Origin of the sequence: Salirhabdus salicampi (assembly GCF_024259515.1) — a bacterium.
In the GTDB taxonomy this organism is placed as follows: Bacteria; Bacillota; Bacilli; order Bacillales; family Alkalibacillaceae; genus Salirhabdus_A; species Salirhabdus_A salicampi.
Window position 1 is genome coordinate 687,945 of the sequence record NZ_JANBWE010000002.1, and the last position, 23,064, is coordinate 711,008.

The window sequence follows — 23,064 nt, forward strand, 5'->3', positions numbered from 1 at the left end:
AGAAGCCGGCAAACCCGGCTTCTATTATCGATGTTCAACTAAAACATATTTTTGTCCAGTTGGGCCATTATAGTCCGCTCTTGGACGAATCAAACGGTTATTTTCATATTGTTCTAGAATATGTGCTAACCAGCCTGAGACACGACTTACAGCAAAAATCGGTGTAAATAAATCGTGATCTATACCTAAACTATGATAGACCGAAGCAGAATAGAAATCTACGTTTGCAGGTAAGCCCTTTTCCGACTTCATATAATCCTCAATTTGAACAGACATCTCATACCACTTTGATTCACCATTTAAGTCGGTTAATTGTTTCGACATTTCCCTTAAATGCTTGGCGCGGGGATCACCTTGTCGATAAACACGGTGGCCCATGCCCATGATCTTTTCTTTATTTGCTAACTTGTCTTTTACGTAGTCAATTGCATAATTCGGATCATCAATTTCTTTTAGCATTTTCATCACTCGTTCATTTGCTCCACCATGAAGAGGACCCTTCAAGGCACCAATAGCTGCAGTTATACCTGAGTATACATCCGATAGCGTAGCTACACATACTCTTGATGTAAATGTAGAGGCATTTAATTCATGGTCCGCATGTAGAACAAGTGCTTTATTGAACGCTTCTACTTCAATATCTTTCGGTTCTTTACCATTTAACATGTAAAGGAAGTTTTGGGCAAAACCAAAATCAGCCTTAGGTGATACCGGTTCTTTCCCTTGGCGTATGCGAGCAAAAGCGGTTACAATTGTTGGTACTTTCGCTTGTAAACGAATTGCTTTACGTTTGTTTGCTTCTTCTTCCATAACATCAGCTTCATCATCAAATAATCCTAACATTGAAACTGCAGTTCGTAATGCAGCCATAGGATGAACAGACTTCACATCATATGAACGGAAATGGTCAATGATTTCCTTCGGAATATCCATATTATGCGCTAATGTTTCTTTAAATTCTACTAATTCAGCCCCTGTTGGCAGTCTCTTATTCCATAAAAGGAAAATGACTTCTTCAAAACTTGCATTCTCAGCTAAGTCATCAATGTCATATCCTACATATGTTAACTGATCATTAATGATTGAACTGATAGATGACTCTGTTGCAACTACCCCTTCAAGCCCTTTTGTTCCTGCCATGGTATCTCTCTCCTTCTTGTATAAATTTACCCCTTTTTAAATTTTCTACCGAACGGAAGAAAACGCTTTAAATTATAAAAATAAAAATGTAAAACCTTTTACATCTTTAATTATAAACAAAGATGTGCAAAAAGTGAAATCATTTCATTAATTTTTAATGTTATGAATTCTTAACTTCCTAATACAAGAGTAGTAGCGGTTCTGTTGAATCAAGGTTTATAAAAGACAACCGTTTACCAAAAAAGCACAAAAGTTAATTGCACTCTTTAATGAAGTCGATATTAGCTTATTAAAACCATTGAATGACATAGTCGGATAATTTCATTCCTATATAGGCGATACCTGCACCAATTAATGGGCCTACTGGAACTCCTTTAAAAAAGACTACAGCCAGTATGGTTCCGAGAACAAGCGCAGTGGTTAAATGTGGTGAGTTTTCTAATAAAAAGAGCCCATCCTTGGCGACATATGCAACAAACATCCCTGCAGCTAACGAAATCCAAGCATAATAGGAGGTGATACTTTCGTATAATTGCTGAAATCCTATATCCCCAGATGCAATTGGTGCCAATACTGCAATCGTAATGACAATAACTCCAATACCAATTCCCTTCGCTTCGATATATGGTAAAAATTTACCTTCTAATTGAAACAATTTAATTCCTAATAGAATATAGATGGCAATCATAATAGCATTGTTTTTAGCTATATATCCTAGCATAAATAAAATTAATAAGAATAATGTGGACTGAGAAAACATGTGATTATTACCCCCGATTCGGTTCACCTTTCATAAAAAATCGTATCATAACTCGTGATGAAGGAAAAACTTATACTCTCCCCTGTGAATATGCTAATATTTAAGTACTAGAAAATAGAGGAGGTCCGTTCGTGAAAACTATTAATCTTCACCGCTTCTTACGGCTGCTTCTTGTTATCGGTGTTATTGTAGGAGCCGGATTCTTATTTATCATAGTATCTAAATATACATATCCATTTATTATTGCTCTGATCATTGCCTTTTTCATGAATCCTATTGTGAATTGGTTAGAACATAAAGCGAAAATGCCTAGAACGTTAGCGGTGTTCTTAACGATAATATTGATATTAGCAATTATTGTAACTGTTGTGACCATATTAGTCGTAGAGATTATTGGTGGCACTACCTATTTAGCAAAAAAAGTACCAACTTACTTTGAAGAACTTGTTGAATATGTACAGGGAATCGTTGCCTCGCAGGTGATCCCTTTATATGAAAAGATTAGTTCAATGTTAGATAAATTAGACCCGGGTCAAAAAGAACAAATTATGGACCAAATTAGCAATATCGGATCAGACATTGCTACTACAGGGAAAGAAATGTTAACTGGCATTTTAACTTGGATACCGCAGCAAATTGCAGGTATACCTAACTTCGCAACAGTACTCATTTTCTCACTATTAGGTACATTCTTTATTAGCAAGGACTGGTATAAACTAGTACGTCTGTTCAAAAATTTCACTCCGGAAAAAGTTGTTACTTCTAGTGGGAGCGTTGTAAAAGGTTTACAAGGGGCATTGTTCGGCTTTGTAAAAGCTCAACTCACCCTGATTACCATTACCGGTGTCATTGTGTTAATTGGTCTACTCATATTAAGAGTAGAATACGCCATTACGATTGCATTACTCACTGCTGTGGTGGATTTATTACCTTATTTGGGTACCGGCCTTATCTTTGTTCCGTGGATACTTTATTTATTTTTTACCGGAAACTATTTTTTAACAATCGGTCTAGCTGTATTATACATTATCGTTATTGTACAGCGACAAATGATGGAGCCAAAAATATTATCTACAAATATCGGACTTGACCCACTTGCTACACTTATCGCTTTATTTGTTGGATTTAAGTTGTTCGGGTTTGTCGGGTTAATTATCGGACCTGTCGTGCTCGTCATTTTAAATACACTGTATAAAACCGGGATTTTTCACGAAATATGGGAATATATTAAAGGAGAACCAAAACGGTAAAAAGGTTTGCCATTAGGCAAACCTTTTTTTACTTCCAGCGCCGAAATACCGTTACCGTACCTCGGTTCATCATTTGTCTCAATGTTTGTTTCATCCAATTTTTTGCTAGTTTACGGCTGTATGGTATTAAAAGAAGAAAACCTATTCCATCCGTAATAAACCCTGGAGTAAATAATAAAACAGCGCCAATCAAAATGCATATGCCATCAAAAATCTGCTCACTAGGTGACCTGCCATAAGCCAGTTGATTTTGAGCCCGCCTTAACGTATCCAATCCTTGTTGTTTCGCAAGAAATGCCCCAATAATACCTGTTAAAATAATACCACTCAAAACAACCCATACATTCGTTATGTTTCCTAGTAAGATAAATAGCCATATCTCTAATGCTGAAATTACGACAATGAGTAAAAAAAGCCACCGAAACATCTTTGCCTCTCCTCCCATTTTTCCTTACCTCTTTACATTCGAAAAAAAGGAGGTAACCCCTCCTTTTTCTCTAGATGACACTTGCATGTCCTTTATATATATCACCTTTAGTTGCATCTACTGTAATTTCCTCACCATCTTTGATAGTTGAAGTTGCATCCTTAACACCAACTACAACAGGAATTCCTAGGCTTAACCCTACAACTGCTGCATGGGATGTAAGGCCACCTTCTTCTGTTATGATACCTGCAGCTTTTTCTATAGCTGGCATCATATCTTTGTCTGTTGTTGAAGTCACGATTACATCACCTTGTCTTACTTTGCTAATCGCTTCTTCGGCAGATGTTGTAACTACAGCACGACCGTAGGTTGAACGTTGTCCGATCCCTTGCCCTTTTGCAAGTACATCGCCCACAACATGAACTTTCATTAAGTTTGTTGTTCCGCTCTCACCAACTGGAACACCTGCAGTAATGATTACTTTGTCCCCGCGTTCAAACAGGTTTGATTCCAACCCTTTATTAATCGCTGCATCAAGCATTTCATCTGTTGTCGTAACCGTCTCACCAATAACAGATTCAACACCCCATACGAGGGATAGTTGACGCGAAACTGTATCATGTGCTGTTACGGCTACAATTGGTGCCTTAGGACGATACTTAGAAATCATTCTGGCAGTATGTCCACTTTCCGTTGGGGTTAAAATTGCATTTACTTGCAGGTTTTCTGCAGTATAGGATACAGAATGACCAATTGCTTCCGTAATGGAGAAGTCTACATCTTCTGCAATTTTATTAAAGATCATTTTATGATCGAGTGCATTTTCTGTACGAATTGCAATGTTATACATTGTTTTCACTGATTCAACTGGATAAGAACCTGCAGCCGTTTCTCCTGATAGCATAATCGCATCAGTTCCGTCGAATATAGCGTTTGCTACGTCACTTGCTTCTGCTCTTGTAGGTCTTGGATTACGTTGCATTGAGTCAAGCATTTGTGTAGCTGTAATAACTGGCTTTCCGGCACGGTTACACTTCCGGATCAACATTTTTTGCACTAACGGTACTTCTTCTGCTGGAATTTCAACACCTAAGTCACCACGTGCAACCATTAAACCGTCACTAACTTCCAAGATCTCATCAATGTTATCGACACCTTCTTGGTTTTCGATTTTCGGAATAATTTTTATATGTTGGGCATTATGTTCCTCTAATAGTTCGCGAATTTCTAGTACGTCGGATGGTCGACGAACAAAAGAGGCAGCGATGAAATCGACACCTTGTTCGATTCCGAAAACAATGTCGCTCGCATCTTTATCCGTAATACCTGGTAAGTTCACACTTACGTTTGGTACGTTAACGCCCTTTTTGTTTTTCAATACACCAGAATTTAAAATTTTCGTTGTTAATTCATTGTTATCCTTATCAATTGCTGTTACTTCTAGTTCAACTAATCCATCGTCTAATAAAATTTTAGAACCAACGTGAACATCTTCTATTAATCCGGGATAAGTAACAGAGAATCGTTCTTTGTCACCTTCAATAGGGTCCATGGATACTTTAATTTCATTACCTGCTTCTAATTGTACTTCGCCATCCTTCATCACACCTGTGCGAATTTCTGGGCCTTTTGTATCCAATAGAATGGCTACTGTTTTACCGGTTTGTTGTGATGCTTCACGAATGTTCTCAATTCTTGCTCGATGCTCATCGTGGTCACCATGTGAAAAATTTAATCGTGCAACATTCATTCCTGCATCAATTAGCGAAGTTAAGGTTTCTGTTGCTTCTGAAGCTGGTCCTATAGTACAAACAATTTTAGTACGTTTCATAACTTTCCCCTCTTTCCATTATATCGATAATTCTTGCGATAATTGATAAATTGACATTTCAGGTTCACTCTTCTGTTCCAATGCTTCAAGTATGTCATGATCTACTAATTTGTTGTTTTGAATCCCGACCATACGTCCACCAGTTCCTTCTAACAACAAATCTACAGCTTTTGCACCTAGACGGCTTGCTAACACACGGTCAGAAGCTGTTGGTGAACCGCCACGTTGTGTATGACCTAAAACGGTAACACGTGTTTCTAAATTCGATTTTTCTTCAATCTTTTGTGCTACTTCACTACCAGTAGCTACACCTTCGGCAACGATAATAATACTATGTCGTTTTCCGCGGTCATGGCCTCGTTTAATTCGGTCAACAATGTCGTCAAAGTCTTCCTTCTTTTCAGGAATTAAAATGCTTTCGGCACCGCCTGATAAGCCTGCCCAAAGGGCTAGGTCACCGGCGTCTCGTCCCATCACTTCAATAACGTATGTTCGCTCATGAGAAGTTGCCGTATCACGAATTTTATCTACAGATTGAATAATTGTGTTTAGAGCCGTATCAAATCCTATCGTAAAGTCGGTACCAGGGATATCATTGTCTATAGTGCCAGGAACCCCAATACAAGGAAATCCTTTTTCCGTGAGTTTTTTAGCTCCCCGAAATGAGCCGTCTCCTCCTATAACAACGAGTCCTTCGATGCCGAGTTTTTTCATCTGTTCAATTGCCTTGTTTTGGCCTTCATCAGTTTTAAACTCTTCACTTCTTGATGAGTATAAAACTGTCCCACCTCTATGTATAATGTCGCCTACAGATCCAAGTTCCATTTTTTCAATATTACCTTCCATTAGCCCTTGGTATCCGTAGTAAATACCGTAAACATCCATTTCATGGTAAATCCCTTTTCTAACTACCGCACGGACCGCTGCGTTCATACCTGGTGAATCTCCACCACTTGTCAAAACACCTATTTTTCTCATAGTTATCACCTCGATAAGACTTTTGCTATATCTATTTCTAAACAACACTCGCCTTACGTACTATACCACCAATATAAAAATCATTTCAACAATTTCCCTCATTTTTAGAATATACCAAACATTTTATTTCATCCATTACAGGCGTAAAAAAAGACCGTGCAACCTTAACGATTGCACGACTTCATTATTCAGGAAGTACTGAAAACGCTCCCATGTGGTTATATTTTTCCCAGCGTTGCTCTAATAATTCTTCCGTAGTGAACTTTGACAATGTTTCGATTGAGTTGTTTAGTACCTCATCTATATTATTAGCTTGTTGTTCAATATCACGATGTGCTCCACCTTTAACTTCAGGTATAATTTCATCGATAATATTAAGCTCTTTCAAATCATAAGATGTAATCTTCATTGTCTCTGCTGCCTTTTGTGCTAGATTGGAGTCCTTCCAAAGGAGGGCGGCTGCACCCTCTGGTGAAATTACAGAGTAGGTAGAGTTTTCTAGCATATGAATGTGGTCACCAACACCTAAAGCTAATGCTCCACCACTTCCACCTTCTCCAATAACGATACAAATAATTGGTACAGTTAAACCTGCCATCTCTTTTAAATTGCGAGCAATAGCCTCACTTTGACCTCGTTCTTCTGCTGCTTTTCCTGGATAAGCACCTTTTGTATCAATAAAGCATACAACTGGTCGATTAAATTTCTCCGCCTGTTTCATGAGTCGAAGTGCTTTTCGATATCCTTCCGGATGAGGCATTCCAAAGTTACGGCGTAAATTTTCTTTCGTATCTTTCCCACGTTGATGACCAATGACAGTAATAGGTTGTCCTTTATATTTCGCTATACCCGAAACGATTGCTTCATCGTCACCATATAAACGGTCGCCGTGAACTTCTATAAAATCTGTAAACAAGGCATGTATATAGTCTAACGTAGTAGGACGCTTAGAATGTCTCGCCATTTGCACACGATCCCATGGCTGCATGTTTCCATACACTTCTGCTTCTAACTTTTCTAAGCGTACTTCTAATTTTTCAATTTCTTCTGTTAAATCGATAGAACTATCGCTCGTAAACTTTCGTAATTCTGCAATTTTATTTTTCAGTTCAACCACTGGTTTTTCGAACTCTAACACTTGTTCTTTCATTATTCATCACCTCCAGGTTGATGAAGGTCCAATAAAGTTGTTAATGTTGATTTCATATCTTGTCGCTCGACTACTTTATCTAATTGTCCATGTTTCAGTAAAAACTCGGCCGTTTGAAAATCTTCAGGCAGTTTTTCACGGATTGTCTGTTCGATAATTCTTCGGCCAGCGAATCCAATTAAAGCACCTGGCTCAGCCAAATTATAATCACCGAGGGATGCAAAGCTGGCAGAAACTCCGCCTGTTGTTGGATGAGTCATAACAGAAATCATTAATCCACCGTCTTTGTGATGCCTTTCAATCGCCATAGAGGTTTTCGTCATTTGCATTAAGCTTAAAACCCCTTCTTGCATACGGGCACCACCTGAAGCGGTGAAGATAATAAATGGTAACTTTTCTTTTCTCGCTTGTTCAACAGCTAACGCAATTTTTTCGCCAACTACTGAGCCCATGCTTCCCATTCGAAACCTTGAGTCCATTACAGCAAACGCCGTTGCGAAGCCGTTAATCGTCCCTTTCCCGGTAACGACTGCTTCATTTAATCCAGTCTTCTCTTGGTCTTTCTTAATCTTATCCAAATATCCCGGAAATCCTAGTGGGTTTTCCGAAACAATATTTTCGTTCCATTCTGTAAAGGATTCTGCATCAAACAAACTGTCTATACGCTCTTGAGCAGTCATTGGGTGATGATACCCACAGTTTGGGCACACTTTTAAAGAGTTATATAACTCTTTGCGATAAAAAATCTTTTTACAAGATGGGCACTTTTGCATTAGTCCTTCGGGAATATCTTGTTTTGCTTCCTCACGAGGGATGGTAGCATATTTTTTCTTTTTGCTAAATATATCCTTAAGCAAGGCATTTTCCTCCTTTAGTAACAAAAAGCTGATGCATAGTAAAACAAACCATAAACCAATAAAATCAAAATGTAAAACAATAAATAAATGCTTACTTTATTAAGTTAACCTTTGTTTATATGCTTGTTTCATTGTTTCGTTAACTTGCTCCATTTGTCGACGCTCAATTCCGTCAAGCAAACGGTAGTATACTTCCTTTTGAAAAATAACTTTGGAAGACGTTCGGGAAAAGTCTTCAATTAGTTGCCATATTTTCAATAATAAATGATTATTAATCGTTTGAAAAATTTTAAAAAAGAAACGAAAATGTCTTAGTTCATCTTGACTCATTTCAATAATTCGTCGTAACTCGATGACATCTTCTTTTTGTAAATGGGCCATTGCTTCTTTTGTACCATTCAGCTCTAGCATTTCTTTTACTTGTAATAGTTCTTCTTTAGCGTTTGATTCACGTAAAATAAATGTAGAAAGTAACTCAACTGTTTGATAAGGCTTATATTCCCGCAAAAACGTCCCTTCTCCTTGCCTCGTTTCGATTAAACCTAATAACTCCATTGCTCGCAAGGCTTCTCGAACAGAAGAACGTCCTGCCATCAGCTGTTCTGAAAGCTCCCTTTCGGAAGGAAGTTTATCACCAGGAGAAAGGGAATACTTATCTATATATTGACGAATTTGTTCGAGTACATCTTGATATACTTTTCTTTTCTCATTTGCGAACACCGATGTTCATCCCCTCTCTACAAGGAAAGAAAGGTAATTCTCCTAGTTACTCCTCATCGATAAGAGCTAAACGTCTCGTTTTGTCTGCAACTTCCTCAGGAGAAACTTGATGTCTTGCCACTCCTGATTCAATGGCTGCTTTTGCAACACTTGCAGCTACTGCCGGTGCTACACGAGCATCAAATGGTGCAGGTATGACATAGTCCTCATTTAATTCATCCTCTTGTACGAGGGAGGCAATCGCTTCTGCTGCAGCAATTTTCATCTTTTCATTAATACGAGTAGCACGAACGTCTAAAGCACCACGGAAAATTCCTGGAAACGCTAGTACGTTATTCACTTGGTTAGGGAAGTCTGACCGGCCTGTCCCAATTACTTTCGCTCCTGCTTCCTTTGCGTCCTCTGGCATAATTTCAGGGTCTGGATTCGCCATAGCAAAAATAATCGGGTCACGGTTCATTTTTTCAATCATCTCTTTTGAAAGTAGGCCACCTACAGAAACACCTACGAATACGTCAGCTTCTTCCATGACTTCCTCTAGGGAACCTTCTAGTTTAGCTTTGTTCGTAATTTTTGCAATTTCGTCCTTCACATCATTCATACCAAATGTACGACCTTCATAAATCGCACCTTTTGAATCACACATAATCATATCACGTACGCCTAGGCTATATAAAAGTTTTATAATAGCAATCCCGGCAGCTCCTGCTCCATTCGCTACAACACGGATATCAGAAAATGACTTGTTCACGAGTTTCAACGCGTTAATAAGTCCTGCTACTGTCACGATAGCTGTACCATGTTGATCATCGTGAAATATTGGGATGTTTGTTTCTTTCTTTAAACGTTCTTCAATAATGAAGCAGTTCGGTGCAGCAATATCCTCTAAATTCACACCACCAAAAGTTGGCTCCATTAATTTTACTGTGTTTACGATTTCATCAATGTTACGTGTATTTAAACAAATAGGGAAAGCATCTACTCCGGCAAAGCTTTTAAACAAGGCTGCTTTTCCTTCCATGACCGGTAATGCAGCTTCTGGACCTATATTTCCTAATCCTAAAACAGCAGATCCATCACTTACAACCGCAACCATGTTTCCTTTCATCGTATATTCATAGACATCATCACGACGATCATAGATTTCCTTACAAGGTTCTGCCACTCCTGGAGAGTATGCTAAACTTAAATCGCGAGCATTTTTTACAGGAACCTTAGAATGTGTTTCAAGTTTACCTTTATTAACCCTATGTACATGCAAAGCTTCTTCCCTTAAATTAGACACGAATTATCGCTCCTTTATCTTTACTCTCTGGCAAGATTATCCCCATTAAAATATTGGTCTGACCACTAGCTTATTCCATTATAACAAAAGGTATATAGGTGTAAAGGAAAATTGGTAATGTATCATTATGCCCTATCACTTCGCTTTAAAGCAACGTTTCCTTCACCAAAAATATCTTTTAAAGCATGTAAACAATCTCGTACTGGTTTTATATAAAATTGTTCAGATAATTGATATGTTTCCTTGCGCCTCGATGAGTATACGATTACCGGTACTTCCCCCGGATACTTATCGGCAATCTTTTTAATTTTCGTTAATTGATGTTTTTCATCCCGATCATATAATCTGATAAACAATTTTTCCTTAGTCGTTACCTCTTGTTCATTTTCAAGATCAAAAGTTTCCATATGCTGCACAACCCATTGTGGTTCCCCATTACGTAAGTCTACTTTCCCTTTGACAAAAACAATGAGTTCTTCTTTGATCCAGCGATTTAACGTCCGATATAGATCCGGAAAGATTACACCATCAATTTCGTCTGATTCATCCACAAATGTAACAAAAGCCATTTGATCGCCTCGTTTTGTACGTATAACTCTCATATTTTGTAAGACAGCCACCCCACTTACATTATTGCCAATATGGTCGTCTAGCATCGAACGGATCGAAACAATCCCCCTTCTCCTAAGTTGCTTACGGTAAGTAGCTAGAGGGTGACTTGATAAATACATCCCTACCATGTCTTTTTCCAGGGCTAATTTATGAAAAGTAGAAAAGGGCTCTGTTTCAGTATACGTAGAATCTAATGTGAATTGGTCGCCAAATAACGTTTCCTGTGCAGAAAATCCGCCAAATAACTCCCCTTGTTCTAAAGCTTGATCTAATGACGCTAATAAGGAAGCTCTATTGTCATACGTCTCATCAAATGCACCCGCTAAAATAAGGGACTCCAATACAGAGCGGTTGACCGTTTTCAATGGAACTCGCTGACAGAAGTCAAAGAGGTTCCGAAACGGCTTGTTTCCACGTGCAGCAACAATGGCATCTACTGCTTGCTTCCCAACTCCTTTAATGACGAGAAGAGACATACGTAAGTTTTGCTTCCCCTCTACAGTAAACTTGCTATAACTATGGTTAATGGAGGGAGACAAAATTTTTAATCGGAAATCTTTCGCTTCTTTCACGTATTCACGTAGCTTTTCCTGATTATGCGAAACTGAGCTTAATAGTTCTGCGAAAAAGTAAGCTGGGTAATGTGCCTTCAAGTAGGCTAGTTGATAGGAAATCAAACTATAGGCGACAGCATGACTCCGATTAAATCCATAGTTGGCAAAGCGGACAATCCAATCGTAGATCTTTTCTGCCACTTGTTGGTCATATCCGTTTGCCATACATTTTTGAACAAATTTCTCTCTTTCTTTCGTTAATACATCTTTTTGTTTTTTACTTACGGCTCGTCTTAAAATATCCGCCTCCCCCAACGAATAATCTCCAATACGATTTGCGATTTGCATAATTTGTTCTTGATAGATTAAAACACCATACGTTCGCTTTAAGATCGGCTTTAAATCGGGGTGGGGATATGTGACCGTTTCTTCTCCGTGCTTTCGTTTAATAAATGTCGGTATATATTCCATAGGACCTGGTCGGTATAAAGCATTGACCGCCACTACATCTTCTATATGTTCGGGCTTCAGCTGTGTAAGTACTTTTTTCATACCTGAAGACTCGAGTTGAAAAATACCTGTTGTTTTTCCTTTTTGTAATAGACGATACGCAAGTGGATCGTGAAGTGATATATGTTTTAACGAAAACTGGTTATCTTCAAATTTTTGTACCCGCTTTACAATTTGTTCCATAAGGGATAAATTACGCAAACCTAAAAAATCCATTTTTAATAACCCGATTTGCTCAAGGTCGTTCATTGGGTACTGAGTTAACGCTACACCATGATGCCCGGACATTAAGGGAACGTATTGATATAACGGACGGTCACTAATCACAACACCAGCAGCATGTGTAGAATGATGTCGCGGTAAACCTTCCAATTTCACCCCAACTTTAAATAACGTTTTTAAGCTCTCTGAATTTGAGATGTATTGGCGTAACGTATCTGAACCTTTGACTGTTTCTCTAAGGGATGGTACTTGAGGTGAAATTTCTTTTAACAAATATTGTTCATCATGTTTATCTATCCCCATTGTCTTCATTAATTCTCTTAGTAAGGAGCGCGGTGCAAAGGTTCCAAAAGTAACAATTTGGGCAACCCGATTATCACCATATTTTTGCAGAACGTATTGAATCACTTCATCTCGACGATGATCTGAAAAATCAATATCAATATCAGGCATGCTCATCCGTTCTGGGTTTAAAAACCGCTCAAAAAGTAAGTCATATTCAATTGGATCCACTTCTGTGATATCTAATAAATATGCTACTAGTGAACCGGCTGCAGAACCTCGCCCAGGACCTGTCATAATATTTTCCTGCTTGGCATACTTCATAAAATCCCACACGATGAGGAAATAGTCACTAAATTCTTTTCCGTTAATTACACGTAACTCATGTCGTAGACGTTCTTTTGCAATCTCAATGTTATCTACATATTTCTCTTTTAATCGTTCTTCGCAAAGTTGTGTTAAATATTGCTCTGACGTGTAGTTCGGTGGTGTTGGAAATTTCGGTAACAAATGTTGCCCTAGTTTAAGTGATAAATTCGAACACATTGCGGCAATGTCCATCGTATTCTGAACTGCTCCAGGATATGCTTGAAATTTCCGTTCCATCTCCCCTTCGGATAGAAGTGATCTGTTCCTGGAATCAGGGCGCAACCGATCTTTTGACCAAAAACGTCCTTCTTTAATCGACCGCAAACAATCGTACGCTGCCTCATCCTCTTCTTGTAAGTACCTTACATCGTGAAGGGCAACTAGTTCCGCATGTTGTTGTTCAGTTACATAAGCATTTGCCTGTTCGTTTGCTATTATTTCATAATCATGTCCGTGTTCTTGAATACCCAGGTACAATGTTTCTGTAGGCATGTGTTGAGTTATGGAATTTATAACTTGATCAAATGCTTGTCCTGTACCTTCACCCTGAAAAAATTGGGAGGCGGGTAATATTGTGACAACGTCATCTATGTATAACTGTGCTTTTTCTACAGCTGTTGTTTTAGTATCTGACATTTGAATTAGCGTAGATAATTTCAAAAGTTGTTCGTAACCACGATTGGACTTTGCCAGGAAAATGAAATGAATGGGTTCCGTACGAAATGGAAAGGTGATAGATGTTTCCATTCCGATAATTGGTGTGATTCCTTCTGCTTTACACTGTTGATAAAATTGCACCGCTCCATGTAAAACATTTCGATCAGTTATCGCAATGGTATCGTATCCTTTCTCCTTTGCTCCTTTAACAAGCTTCTCAATTGTTAACGTACTTTCCATAAACGTAAATCCACTATGTACTTGTAAATGTATATACCCCATTTTCACCACGCCTTTTATTCCAATGTACCTCCATTATATCTTAATTTATTCCCCCCTTAAACGTAGAACCCTTATCATACATGTCCACCTCCCCCCATAAACTTAAACTAGGAGGATGAAGCCTATGGAAGAACGATTTATTACAACCTTTATCCAATGTTATTTTATCGCCTTCGGTGTGTTAGCTGGCGGTTCTTTAATTGGCAGTTTAGGAAATTTTATTGTTGGCGAACCGCCACTAACATCTATTATTCATATCGGTAGAAGGCTAAGGATTTGGGCAATTATTGCCGCTATTGGTGGTACTTTTGATGCAATATACAGTTTTGAAAAGGGCTTTTTTGAAGGCTCTACCATTGATTTAATTAAACAACTTTTACTCATTTTATCTGCCATGGCCGGGGCGAAAACAGCTCTCCTATGTTTAGAATGGTTTGTACAGGAGGAAATCACATAATGAATTTTCCCCCATATTATAAGGAAAGGTCATTTCAATTATTTTTTATAGGGGTACTGACAGGTGGGGTAATTGCTTACATTTTATTTCTATATATGTACGGAAGTTTAACTGAACGGTGGATTGAAGAAAACCTTGAGTTACGTGCGAAAGTAAACTCTTTAGAAGAAGTCTTAGAGAATGATCGCCAAGAGGATGAAAAGCATGACCGTGAAGTGTTACTCGTTCAAGAAGTAAATGTAGAGTTGGTAAACGAACAAGCACTTCGAATCGATCGCTTTGTTTCCCTCCAATTAAAAGAGTTAGTCGAAGAGGAACTCAGACCATTAATTGGAAGTAAAATCGAATCGTTATCAGAGAATCGCTCACTTATTTTCTCAAGCATAGAAAATAAAATGTTCCATGTAGAAAACACCTCATACAAAGCGAAGATTACCCACTTAACCATCGCCCCTAAAATGTTAGTTTCTGTAGAATTACACATAACAAAACGTTAATTCATCGACATAAAAAAAGATCTGTTCGGATATAATAGGTAAAATAGGTAAGAAAGGGTGATGATATGTTTGGATTGGATTGCAAACTATTAATTGATGAAAAGATGAATCAATTATTTAATGGACATTCAGCCTTTGCCGAATCGACGGAAGTAATTAGATTGTTAGAACGCAAAGTGACACAAAATGAATTAAACGTTTACGTTGACCAAACAGATTTCGGTTGTTGGTTTATTCCGGATAAATAGAAAAAAGTCTGGATAATCCAGACTTTTGTTTTATTTATTCTGTTCAAGTTGATACTGCTTACATACCGTTTCTAAATCCTCAATAATTGGCTCAACTTCTTCCCAATTCGATACGGATGCACCAGAAGCCAATGGGTGGCCTCCTCCATTATATTTCGCGGCAATATCATTAATAACCGGCCCCTTCGAGCGTAACCGAACCCGAATTAAGTCTTCTTCTTCAATAAAGAATGCCCAGGTAACAATGCCTTCAATATCACCTAGAACTCCTACTAATTGCGACGTTTCATCCGGTTGGATTCCATATTGGTCCATAATGGTTTTCGTAATTTTCACAGTACTTAACCCTGATTTTGAGACGGAAAAATTTTGTAGTATGTATCCTTTTAAGTGAGCAATATGATGTTCTGTGTTATATAAGTGGCGGTATAATTCCGGCCGGTCAAATTCATATGCAACTAATTCTGAGGCATATCGAAATGTTTTCTCCGTCGTACTTGGGAATAAAAAGCGACCTGTATCTCCGACAATCCCTGCATATATTAGCCTTGCAGCTTTTTCATTCAACTGAAATCCTTCCTCTTTTCCCGCTAGAAAAAGTTCATATATCATTTCACTTGTGGAAGATGCTTCTGTATCTACCCACATCACATCACCGTAGGGGTCTAAGTTTGGGTGATGGTCAATTTTCACTAATGCCTTTCCTTTTGTATAACGTTGATCACATACCCGAGCCTCATTTGCTGTGTCACATACAATGACGAGTGCATCATCGTATGTATCATCGTCAATGTGGTCTAATGTATTTAAAAAGGTCAAGGACGAATCCTCTTCACCTGCTAACAACACCTTCTTATCAGGGAAGGATTGTTTAATCATCTCACCTAAACCACCTTGTGAACCATAAGCATCGGGGTCAGGTCGTACGTGTCGATGAATGATAATTGTTGAATATTGCTGAATTAAGGAAAGTATCTCTTTTTTGCTCATTTGATTGACTACCTCTCTTTTATTATCACTTTACATAACCATACCATACCGGAAAACGGTAGCAAAATTTTAAGGAAACAGGTAAAATAGACTCGCAACTATCACAAACAGGAGTCGATTACATGTTTATTTTTGTACTCATTGTTGTATTATCAATTGTCATGTATATATTTTTCAAAGTGAAGATTTTAACATTGAAAGATCAACTGATGATGCACTACACGAACGCCAAAGCTAGAATCGCATTAGGAATGTTTATTTTCTTCTTTGCGATGAATCAATATTTGTTTTACCAAACAAAATTATCTTTATACATTGGTATTGTGTTCCTTTTTCTAGGTGCTATTCAAATTCACTACGGGTATAAGCTGTTTTCTTTTTACCGAAACGAAATTGTACAACAGATGAAACAAGAGGAATAAGGGCGCCCCTGATGTTACAAAAGCTGTAACATAGGGGCGTTTCGTCTTAGCGGTCAATAAACTGGGCCATTACTAATGCTTTTCCTACTAATAAATCATCAGAGAAGACTTCCACATCCACTTTCGCAAATTTACGGCCAATCTCTAACACTTTCGGTTTCATGAGGAGTGTGCTTCCTAATTGAACTGGTTTCATATAGTAGATCGATAAGTTTTCGACAACGAGGTCACCCTTTTTATATCCTTTTAGTAAGCGTCTAGCTGATTCTGTTACAAAGGATGTAAATACGCCATAAGAAAGAGCACCAAGATGGTTGGTCATCTGTGGTGTTACTTCCGACTGATAGATGAACTGATCCGTATCATCATAAACCTCCAACTGATTAGAAACGATGTCATCTATCGTCTCTCCAACTTGTGGTTGTCGTTGTAAATGTTGCATTCCTTTTATAACATCCTGTCTCGTAATAACGCCTTTAAAACGTTGTTGGTGGTCAACAACTGGTACAAGTTCAATACCTTCCCAAACCATCGTATGGGCTACATTAGCCAAAGACGTTTTGGTTTGGACGGTAACAGGGTTTTTCGTCATGACTTTATGGATAGGAAGTGATTGACCTTTGTCGATCACATCTTTTGATGTAACCATGCCAACCACCCTTTGTTGGTCATCAACAACCGGGTACCGGCTATGACTCGTCTTTTTATTTAGTTCGTGCCACTGTTTCACGGTTTCTTCAATATGTAAGTAAAAAGATTGGTCTAGCGGTGTAAATATATCATCAACAATTATGATTTCCTTTTTAATTAATTGATCGTAAATAGCACGGTTTATCATGGCAGCTACTGTAAACGTATCATAGCTAGATGAAATGATGGGTAGTTGTTTTTTATCTGCCAACTGACGTACATGCTCATCTGTATCAAAACCACCTGTAATTAACACAGCAGCTCCTGCCTCTAATGCTAATTGTTGGGCTTTAGTACGGTTTCCCACGATCAGCAGCGACCCTGCCTCTGTATACCTCATCATCGCCTCTAACTGCATAGCACCAATGACAAATTTATTTAATGTTTTATATAAACCTTCCCGGCCGCCTAATACATGACCGTCAACAATATTAACAATCTCAGCATAAGTAAGACGTTCGATGTTTTCACGCTTTTTCCTCTCAATCCGAATTGTGCCAACACGTTCAATGGTGCTTACTAATCCGATGTTTTCAGCCTCTTTGATAGCACGATAAGCTGTACCCTCACTAACTTGTAATGCTTTTGCAATTTGGCGAACAGATATTTTGCTACCAATACTTAATGATTCAATATGTTGTAAAATTTGTTCATGTTTTGTTGCCAAGGGAATTCACCAAACTTTCCATCCTAGTCATATGTGTATTATAACGATGAGAAGACGCAGGTTCAATTTTGTTTTGCAAAAATTCTTTTTCTTACCTTTTCTTGCTTCTTGCGCTCACCTTCGGTCATTAGTAGATCCCATAAGTTTCCACCGGCCACACATAGAAAAAAGAGTAACCAACAACCCCAAAACAAGGATGATACATTTCCGGTAGTGTTCTGCATCGCTGGTAATGCTAAATATAGCAAATATAAGGAAAATAATAACCTTAATAATGCATTTCGATTCATATCTATTCCTCCTTACGTATTTGCTATATTGTATGCGTGTCCATTTCTACAAATGAGAAAAAGCCGTATCAATTTCTCTTACTTGATACGGCTACTAGTATTATATGAGCAGGAGATTATAGTTCGATTTCATCCCCAGGGTGTAGTACCTTCCCTCGGCCACTCCTTACCTTCTGAACAAAATCATGTGGATCTTGTTCAATAACCGGGAACGTATTGTAATGAATTGGAATTACTGTTTTTGCCCGTAGCCATTCTGCTGCCAACACAGCATCATCGGGTCCCATTGTAAAATTATCACCTATTGGCAGAAAGGCTACATCAATATCATGCAGTTCCCCAATCATTTTCATATCTGAAAATAGTCCTGTGTCCCCAGCATGATAGACTGTTTTTCCTGCAGCCATCAGCAAAGCTCCAGCCGGCATACCTGTATATATCGTATTGTTATTTTCATCTGTATAACTGGAGCTATGGAAGGCCTTTGTTAACTTGACCCTTCCAAAATCAAATGAATAGCTCCCCCCAAGATTAAGAGGATGTGTATCCAATCCTTTCGAACCTAAGTATGTAGCTAACTCTACCGGTGCAACAACTAAAGCATTGTTTCGCTTTGCAATTTCCTCTGTATCACCAACATGGTCGTTATGACCGTGGGTTAATACGATGACATCAGCTTGAACATCTTGAACTTTTAAATCAGTAAGTCCATTCCCTGAAATAAAAGGGTCAAATAAGATGGTCTTTCCGTTTGTAATTATTTTAACAATGGAATGACCGTGATAAGAAATATTCATATTCTTCTCTCCTTTCTTTTTTCATCTACACATAATATTCACTACTTTATCCATTATCCCTTTTTCATTTGAAAATTTACGTTATATAGTGAATATCTTTCTTTTCGTTTTTTACATAATTGTGATAAAGTTTTTACAAAAGGAGGGGGATCTATGGAGAATCGCATTCAGCATTTAATGAACACAATGAACCAAGCCCAGCTAAGTAGTGCTTTCATCACATCAAAGGCAAATATATATTATTTAACAGGATATTATACTGAGCCTCACGAAAGATTAGTTGCTCTATACATAGATAAAGAGGGAAAGCCGCTTTTAATCCTACCCGAAATGGAAAAAAAGGATGCCATGGATAGCGGCTGGTCTGAAGCTATATTAGCTTATGATGACCAAACCGAACCCTTTAAAAAGTTTAAGCAGTATGTTGCAGGAAGCGTTCCTGACAACATCGGTGTGGAATCTGATCATTTAACATTAACTAGATATGAATCAATCCAAAGCGTATTCCCTCGCAGTAAGATACAAGATTGTCAACCATTGCTACATCAATTAAGAGTCATTAAGGACCAATCAGAATATCAACTGTTGAAAGATGCAGCTGCTCTTGCTGATTTTGGTGTTCAAAAAGGAATTGAAGCAATAGAAGAGGGGAAATCAGAGTTAGAGATTATCGCCCATATCGAATATGCCTTAAAACGGGAAGGCGTGCGGGATATGTCATTTTCCACCCTCGTATTAACAGGGAATAAAACTTCTTCCCCACACGGAACACCTAGCCAAACAAAAATTAAAGCTGGGGATTTCGTCTTGTTTGACCTCGGAGTTGTATTTGAAGGCTATTGTTCTGATATTACGAGGACTTTTGGTTATAAAAAGATGACAGAACAACAGAAAGAAATGTATAACGTTGCTTTAAAAGCACAACAAACGGCAATTGAAGCAATTGAAATTGGTAAACCAATTGGTCAACTCGATCAGACTGCTAGAGCAGTTATTACCGAGCATGGGTATGGGGATTACTTTACTCATCGTATAGGACATGGTCTCGGAATTGATGTTCATGAGTATCCATCCATGAACAGCGAAAACACGTTACCGTTGGAGGAAGGAATGTGTTTTACCATTGAACCAGGTATTTACGTTCCGAATGTTGGTGGTGTTCGAATTGAGGACGACATTTTCATGACGAAAAAGGGCCCAGAACTGCTGACACAATTTCCGAAACAACTACAAATTATTGGTTCATAAACAAAGCATGTGATTGAATTTCAATCACATGCTTTTTATTGAGACTCGATTATAAAATTTGATCTACATTTTTATACTCTAAACCATGTGCCTCTGCTACTGCCTCATATGTAACATAGCCGTTTAACGTGTTAATTCCTTTTTTCAACGACTTATTGTCAAGGCATGCCTGCTGATAACCTTTATTCGCTAACTGAATGGCATAAGGTACTGTAACGTTTGTTAATCCAATGGTGGATGTTCTTGGTACTGCCCCTGGCATGTTTGCCACCGCATAGTGCAACACACCGTACTTTTCATATGTTGGATTATCATGTGTTGTAATTCGATCAGATGTTGCAACAATACCACCTTGATCAATTGCTACGTCAACAATTACAGAGCCTTCAGGCATTGATTTTACCATCTCTTCAGTAATCAGCTTCGGAGCCTTTGCACCAGGTATTAATACGGCTCCTATCACTAAGTCAGACTCTTGAACAGCTTCCGCAATGTTTAACGGATTTGACATTAATGTGTTGATAGAAGAACCAAAAATGTCATCTAACTCACGAAGGCGGTCTGGGCTCAAGTCAACGATTGTGACATCTGCACCTAATCCCATTGCAATTTTGGCCGCGTTTGTACCGACTACTCCACCGCCAATAATGGTTACTTTTCCTCGTTTCACACCCGGGATTCCACTAAGAAGAACTCCCTTACCACCCTTTGATTTTTCAAGAAATTGTGCTCCAATTTGAGAAGCCATTCGACCTGCAACTTCACTCATCGGAGTTAGGAGTGGTAGGGAACCGTTATGTAATTGGACCGTTTCATATGCAATCCCTATGACCTTTTTCTCAATTAACGCTTTCGTTAACTCCGGCTCGGCCGCTAAATGTAAGTATGTAAATAAAATTAACCCTTCATAAAAGTAATCATATTCCTCTTTTAAAGGTTCTTTTACCTTCATAACCATTTGTTGATTCCAAGCCTCTTGAGCAGTAGGTACGATATGTGCCCCTGCCTCTAAATATTGCTCATCCGTAAATCCTGACCCGAGACCAGCACCTGTTTCAATGTACACATCGTGCCCAGTCTCTTTTAATGAAATAACGCCAGCAGGCGTCAAGGCGACACGATTTTCATGATTTTTTATTTCTTTAGGAACTCCAATATTCATTTCATATGACCTCCTTATTACTTCATTTATGTAAATAACGGATTCGAAACGAATCAAATATACCATGAGTTTATGATAAAAGGAAAGTACTTCACATTATTTCTTATAACTTCACGTGAAAGCCTTTTCATTCTACCAAATTTACCATTTCTTTGCATCTATTACTTATCTTTACCGATAACGGTTAATGACGTCAACTCCCCCAGTAACTTCAATTACAGCTCCTGTTATCATATCGGAGTTCTCATCACATAAAAAAGCGACCGTACGGGCTATATCTTCCCCTGTTCCCGAGCGACCTATAGGAGTGTGTTCGTCCTTTTGTCTTTTCCCTTCAATTATCGTTGCCTCTTTCATCTCACCGGCAATGATGCCAGGACATACCATATTCGCAGTTATCCCGTTTTCCGCTTCTTCAATTGATACCGTTTTTGTTAACGAAACGAGCCCTGTTTTTGCAGCAGCAAAAGCAGAACGAAACTTCCAACCTGGGGCATCATCCGCACCCTGGAATCCGTATGTAACAATGCGGCCATAACGTTGCTCTCTCATCATAGGCAATACTTCTTTTAGTAAATAGAACGTTGAAGATAAGTTGCCTGTTATCATTTCGCTCCATTCCGTATCCGTATAATCAATTAATTTTTTACGTTCAAAAATGTACGGTCCGGCGTTCAAAATGAGAGCATCAATGCGTTGATATTCACTCTTTGTTTCAACTACAAGGCGATATAAATCTTCCTTGTTTGTCATATCCGCTTGTACAATATGTAGATGTTCCTCATAATCGGATAATTCTTTAGCTAATTGCTCTGCTGCATGCCGATCACTTCGGTAAGTAGCTGTTACAGAATATCCATCTTCCAGTAACTGTTTCGTGACCATTCGTCCTAAACCCTTTGTCCCAGCGGTAATGAGTGCGTGTCTCATTTTCATTCCCCCAGTTATTACACATAATTGAGGCTCCTCTTCATCCCCTTGATTTTACCACGTACATAGAGGAAAACCAAAAAAAGAACCCTTTTCTTAGGGTTCTTATCTCCTTTTCTTATCATTTAATCGAACCTCGTAACCTTTTGATTCATAGCTATCTTGAATTTGCGCCGTTATTACATCTACTTTTTTTTCCTCTTTATTTTTTCTTTTATCCACAACATTCACCCCCTCTTCATTATAATGTCAAAATTTTCGAAAAAATTTAAAAGAACATTTTCCCAATTAGGCTAGCCCGTAATATAATGAATAGTAAAAGGAGGTATTAGGATATGGGGGTTGAGTATAAAACAGTTTTATTAGCTATTGATGGTTCAGAGGCTTCACGTCACGCCTTTCGAAAAGCAGTCGAGATTACAAAGCATAACAATGGAACATTAATTATCTCCCACGTTATAGATTATAGTGCTTTTTCTGCGATGGAGAGTTATAACCATAGTACTGTTTTACGCATTGAAGAATATGCGAATACTTTATTAACAAACTTTAAGCAACAAGCATTGGAAGCAGGCGTACAAAATGTTATCCTAAATTTAGATTACGGTTCACCAAATGTGAAAATTTCAAAAGTAGTTGCCCCACGTCATAAAGCTGATGTCATTGTATGTGGTGCAACTGGTTTAAATCCAATTAAAAGACTCTTTTTAGGTAGTGTATCCGAGCATATTGTACGTAATGCAAAAGTTGATGTATTAGTTGTTCGACCGAGTTGAAACC

The 23,064-nt window shown here is 38.3% G+C and carries 23 protein-coding genes; 7 read left to right on the top strand and 16 right to left on the bottom strand.

All coding sequences use genetic code 11. The features are described from left to right. Window positions 1–24: 24 nt before the first annotated feature. Window positions 25–1,140, bottom strand: a complete 1,116-nt coding sequence (gene citZ, locus NLW78_RS09630; protein WP_254496833.1) for a citrate synthase — start codon at window positions 1,138–1,140, stop codon at window positions 25–27. Between the two features lie 289 nt (window positions 1,141–1,429). Continuing rightward, a complete protein-coding gene (locus tag NLW78_RS09635; protein ID WP_254496834.1) occupies window positions 1,430–1,900 on the bottom strand; it encodes a DUF441 domain-containing protein in 471 nt (156 codons plus the stop codon). A gap of 131 nt (window positions 1,901–2,031) precedes the next feature. Here NLW78_RS09635 and ytvI point away from each other — a divergent pair, with 131 nt between their 5' ends. Then, window positions 2,032–3,150, top strand: a complete 1,119-nt coding sequence (ytvI, locus tag NLW78_RS09640; protein ID WP_254496835.1) for a sporulation integral membrane protein YtvI — start codon at window positions 2,032–2,034, stop codon at window positions 3,148–3,150. Window positions 3,151–3,178: 28 nt separating this feature from the next. Here ytvI and NLW78_RS09645 read toward each other — a convergent pair whose 3' ends face one another. The 8 genes from NLW78_RS09645 to dnaE all read right to left on the bottom strand — a co-directional run bounded on the left by NLW78_RS09645 (window position 3,179) and on the right by dnaE (window position 13,886). Further along, on the bottom strand, window positions 3,179–3,577 hold the full coding sequence (locus NLW78_RS09645; protein WP_254496836.1) for an FxsA family protein: 399 nt from the start codon (window positions 3,575–3,577) through the stop codon (window positions 3,179–3,181). A 70-nt stretch (window positions 3,578–3,647) separates the two neighbouring features. After that, entirely contained in the window at window positions 3,648–5,408 is a 1,761-nt protein-coding gene (pyk, locus tag NLW78_RS09650; protein ID WP_254496837.1) for a pyruvate kinase, read from the bottom strand. Between the two features lie 18 nt (window positions 5,409–5,426). Next, a complete protein-coding gene (gene pfkA / locus NLW78_RS09655; RefSeq protein ID WP_254496838.1) occupies window positions 5,427–6,386 on the bottom strand; it encodes a 6-phosphofructokinase in 960 nt (319 codons plus the stop codon). Between the two features lie 184 nt (window positions 6,387–6,570). Beyond that, window positions 6,571–7,536 (bottom strand): acetyl-CoA carboxylase carboxyl transferase subunit alpha, encoded by a 966-nt coding sequence (accA, locus tag NLW78_RS09660; RefSeq protein ID WP_254496839.1) that lies wholly within the window; start codon window positions 7,534–7,536, stop codon window positions 6,571–6,573. Further along, window positions 7,536–8,393, bottom strand: coding sequence for an acetyl-CoA carboxylase, carboxyltransferase subunit beta (gene accD, locus NLW78_RS09665; RefSeq protein ID WP_254496840.1), 858 nt, complete (start codon window positions 8,391–8,393; stop codon window positions 7,536–7,538). Before accD ends, accA begins: the two co-directional genes overlap by 1 nt. Before the next feature lie 99 nt (window positions 8,394–8,492). Further along, window positions 8,493–9,113, bottom strand: a complete 621-nt coding sequence (locus NLW78_RS09670) for a FadR/GntR family transcriptional regulator (RefSeq protein ID WP_254496841.1) — start codon at window positions 9,111–9,113, stop codon at window positions 8,493–8,495. 46 nt (window positions 9,114–9,159) lie between these two features. Then, window positions 9,160–10,398 carry an NADP-dependent malic enzyme gene (gene ystJ, locus NLW78_RS09675; RefSeq protein ID WP_254496842.1) on the bottom strand — a complete coding sequence of 413 codons (1,239 nt, stop codon included), beginning with the start codon at window positions 10,396–10,398 and terminating at the stop codon, window positions 9,160–9,162. Between the two features lie 125 nt (window positions 10,399–10,523). Beyond that, a complete protein-coding gene (gene dnaE, locus NLW78_RS09680; RefSeq protein ID WP_254496843.1) occupies window positions 10,524–13,886 on the bottom strand; it encodes a DNA polymerase III subunit alpha in 3,363 nt (1,120 codons plus the stop codon). A 124-nt stretch (window positions 13,887–14,010) separates the two neighbouring features. Between dnaE and ytrH the strand changes: the two genes are divergently transcribed. From ytrH to NLW78_RS09695, 3 genes are all read left to right on the top strand, one after another. Beyond that, a complete protein-coding gene (ytrH, locus tag NLW78_RS09685) occupies window positions 14,011–14,343 on the top strand; it encodes a sporulation membrane protein YtrH (protein WP_254496844.1) in 333 nt (110 codons plus the stop codon). Beyond that, a complete protein-coding gene (ytrI, locus tag NLW78_RS09690; RefSeq protein ID WP_254496845.1) occupies window positions 14,343–14,840 on the top strand; it encodes a sporulation membrane protein YtrI in 498 nt (165 codons plus the stop codon). Before ytrH ends, ytrI begins: the two co-directional genes overlap by 1 nt. Window positions 14,841–14,905: 65 nt before the next feature. Further along, window positions 14,906–15,088 carry a YtzJ family protein gene (locus NLW78_RS09695; RefSeq protein WP_254496846.1) on the top strand — a complete coding sequence of 61 codons (183 nt, stop codon included), beginning with the start codon at window positions 14,906–14,908 and terminating at the stop codon, window positions 15,086–15,088. Window positions 15,089–15,118: 30 nt separating this feature from the next. Here NLW78_RS09695 and NLW78_RS09700 read toward each other — a convergent pair whose 3' ends face one another. Beyond that, window positions 15,119–16,078: a DHH family phosphoesterase gene (locus NLW78_RS09700; protein ID WP_254496847.1), complete on the bottom strand. Its 960-nt coding sequence runs from the start codon at window positions 16,076–16,078 to the stop codon at window positions 15,119–15,121. 122 nt (window positions 16,079–16,200) lie between these two features. Here NLW78_RS09700 and NLW78_RS09705 point away from each other — a divergent pair, with 122 nt between their 5' ends. After that, on the top strand, window positions 16,201–16,500 hold the full coding sequence (locus NLW78_RS09705) for a YtpI family protein (protein ID WP_254496848.1): 300 nt from the start codon (window positions 16,201–16,203) through the stop codon (window positions 16,498–16,500). Between the two features lie 46 nt (window positions 16,501–16,546). On the opposite strand, the gene NLW78_RS09710 is transcribed toward NLW78_RS09705, so the two are convergent. The 3 genes from NLW78_RS09710 to NLW78_RS09720 all read right to left on the bottom strand — a co-directional run bounded on the left by NLW78_RS09710 (window position 16,547) and on the right by NLW78_RS09720 (window position 18,944). Further along, the gene (locus tag NLW78_RS09710) at window positions 16,547–17,857 is read right to left on the bottom strand and encodes a DRTGG domain-containing protein (RefSeq protein ID WP_254496849.1); all 1,311 of its coding nucleotides are present in this window, start codon (window positions 17,855–17,857) and stop codon (window positions 16,547–16,549) included. A gap of 62 nt (window positions 17,858–17,919) precedes the next feature. Further along, entirely contained in the window at window positions 17,920–18,147 is a 228-nt protein-coding gene (locus tag NLW78_RS09715) for a hypothetical protein (protein WP_254496850.1), read from the bottom strand. Window positions 18,148–18,263: 116 nt separating this feature from the next. Further along, a complete protein-coding gene (locus NLW78_RS09720; protein ID WP_254496851.1) occupies window positions 18,264–18,944 on the bottom strand; it encodes a metal-dependent hydrolase in 681 nt (226 codons plus the stop codon). Window positions 18,945–19,097: 153 nt separating this feature from the next. On the opposite strand from NLW78_RS09720, the gene NLW78_RS09725 reads away from it, so the two are divergent. Further along, window positions 19,098–20,192, top strand: a complete 1,095-nt coding sequence (locus tag NLW78_RS09725; RefSeq protein WP_254496852.1) for a M24 family metallopeptidase — start codon at window positions 19,098–19,100, stop codon at window positions 20,190–20,192. Between the two features lie 49 nt (window positions 20,193–20,241). Here the strand turns inward: NLW78_RS09725 and ald are convergent, their stop codons facing one another. Together ald and NLW78_RS09735 are read right to left on the bottom strand one after the other, a co-directional pair. Further along, a complete protein-coding gene (gene ald / locus NLW78_RS09730; protein ID WP_254496853.1) occupies window positions 20,242–21,354 on the bottom strand; it encodes an alanine dehydrogenase in 1,113 nt (370 codons plus the stop codon). A gap of 171 nt (window positions 21,355–21,525) precedes the next feature. Beyond that, window positions 21,526–22,284 carry an SDR family oxidoreductase gene (locus NLW78_RS09735; RefSeq protein ID WP_254496854.1) on the bottom strand — a complete coding sequence of 253 codons (759 nt, stop codon included), beginning with the start codon at window positions 22,282–22,284 and terminating at the stop codon, window positions 21,526–21,528. Window positions 22,285–22,619: 335 nt separating this feature from the next. On the opposite strand from NLW78_RS09735, the gene NLW78_RS09740 reads away from it, so the two are divergent. Then, window positions 22,620–23,060, top strand: coding sequence for a universal stress protein (locus NLW78_RS09740; RefSeq protein WP_254496856.1), 441 nt, complete (start codon window positions 22,620–22,622; stop codon window positions 23,058–23,060). Window positions 23,061–23,064: the final 4 nt, after the last annotated feature.

Excerpts from the sequence above, each read along its gene's own strand:
- citZ (WP_254496833.1), bottom strand. The coding sequence starts at position 1,140 with ATGGCAGGAACAAAAGGGCTTGAAGGGGTAGTTGCAACAGAGTCATCT.
- NLW78_RS09635 (WP_254496834.1), bottom strand. The coding sequence starts at position 1,900 with ATGTTTTCTCAGTCCACATTATTCTTATTAATTTTATTTATGCTAGGA.
- NLW78_RS09645 (WP_254496836.1), bottom strand. The coding sequence starts at position 3,577 with ATGTTTCGGTGGCTTTTTTTACTCATTGTCGTAATTTCAGCATTAGAG.
- pyk (WP_254496837.1), bottom strand. The coding sequence starts at position 5,408 with ATGAAACGTACTAAAATTGTTTGTACTATAGGACCAGCTTCAGAAGCA.
- pfkA (WP_254496838.1), bottom strand. The coding sequence starts at position 6,386 with ATGAGAAAAATAGGTGTTTTGACAAGTGGTGGAGATTCACCAGGTATG.
- accA (WP_254496839.1), bottom strand. The coding sequence starts at position 7,536 with ATGAAAGAACAAGTGTTAGAGTTCGAAAAACCAGTGGTTGAACTGAAA.
- dnaE (WP_254496843.1), bottom strand. The coding sequence starts at position 13,886 with ATGGGGTATATACATTTACAAGTACATAGTGGATTTACGTTTATGGAA.
- ytrH (WP_254496844.1), top strand. The coding sequence starts at position 14,011 with ATGGAAGAACGATTTATTACAACCTTTATCCAATGTTATTTTATCGCC.
- ytrI (WP_254496845.1), top strand. The coding sequence starts at position 14,343 with ATGAATTTTCCCCCATATTATAAGGAAAGGTCATTTCAATTATTTTTT.
- NLW78_RS09695 (WP_254496846.1), top strand. The coding sequence starts at position 14,906 with ATGTTTGGATTGGATTGCAAACTATTAATTGATGAAAAGATGAATCAA.
- NLW78_RS09700 (WP_254496847.1), bottom strand. The coding sequence starts at position 16,078 with ATGAGCAAAAAAGAGATACTTTCCTTAATTCAGCAATATTCAACAATT.
- NLW78_RS09705 (WP_254496848.1), top strand. The coding sequence starts at position 16,201 with ATGTTTATTTTTGTACTCATTGTTGTATTATCAATTGTCATGTATATA.
- NLW78_RS09715 (WP_254496850.1), bottom strand. The coding sequence starts at position 18,147 with ATGAATCGAAATGCATTATTAAGGTTATTATTTTCCTTATATTTGCTA.
- NLW78_RS09720 (WP_254496851.1), bottom strand. The coding sequence starts at position 18,944 with ATGAATATTTCTTATCACGGTCATTCCATTGTTAAAATAATTACAAAC.
- NLW78_RS09725 (WP_254496852.1), top strand. The coding sequence starts at position 19,098 with ATGGAGAATCGCATTCAGCATTTAATGAACACAATGAACCAAGCCCAG.
- ald (WP_254496853.1), bottom strand. The coding sequence starts at position 21,354 with ATGAATATTGGAGTTCCTAAAGAAATAAAAAATCATGAAAATCGTGTC.
- NLW78_RS09735 (WP_254496854.1), bottom strand. The coding sequence starts at position 22,284 with ATGAGACACGCACTCATTACCGCTGGGACAAAGGGTTTAGGACGAATG.
- NLW78_RS09740 (WP_254496856.1), top strand. The coding sequence starts at position 22,620 with ATGGGGGTTGAGTATAAAACAGTTTTATTAGCTATTGATGGTTCAGAG.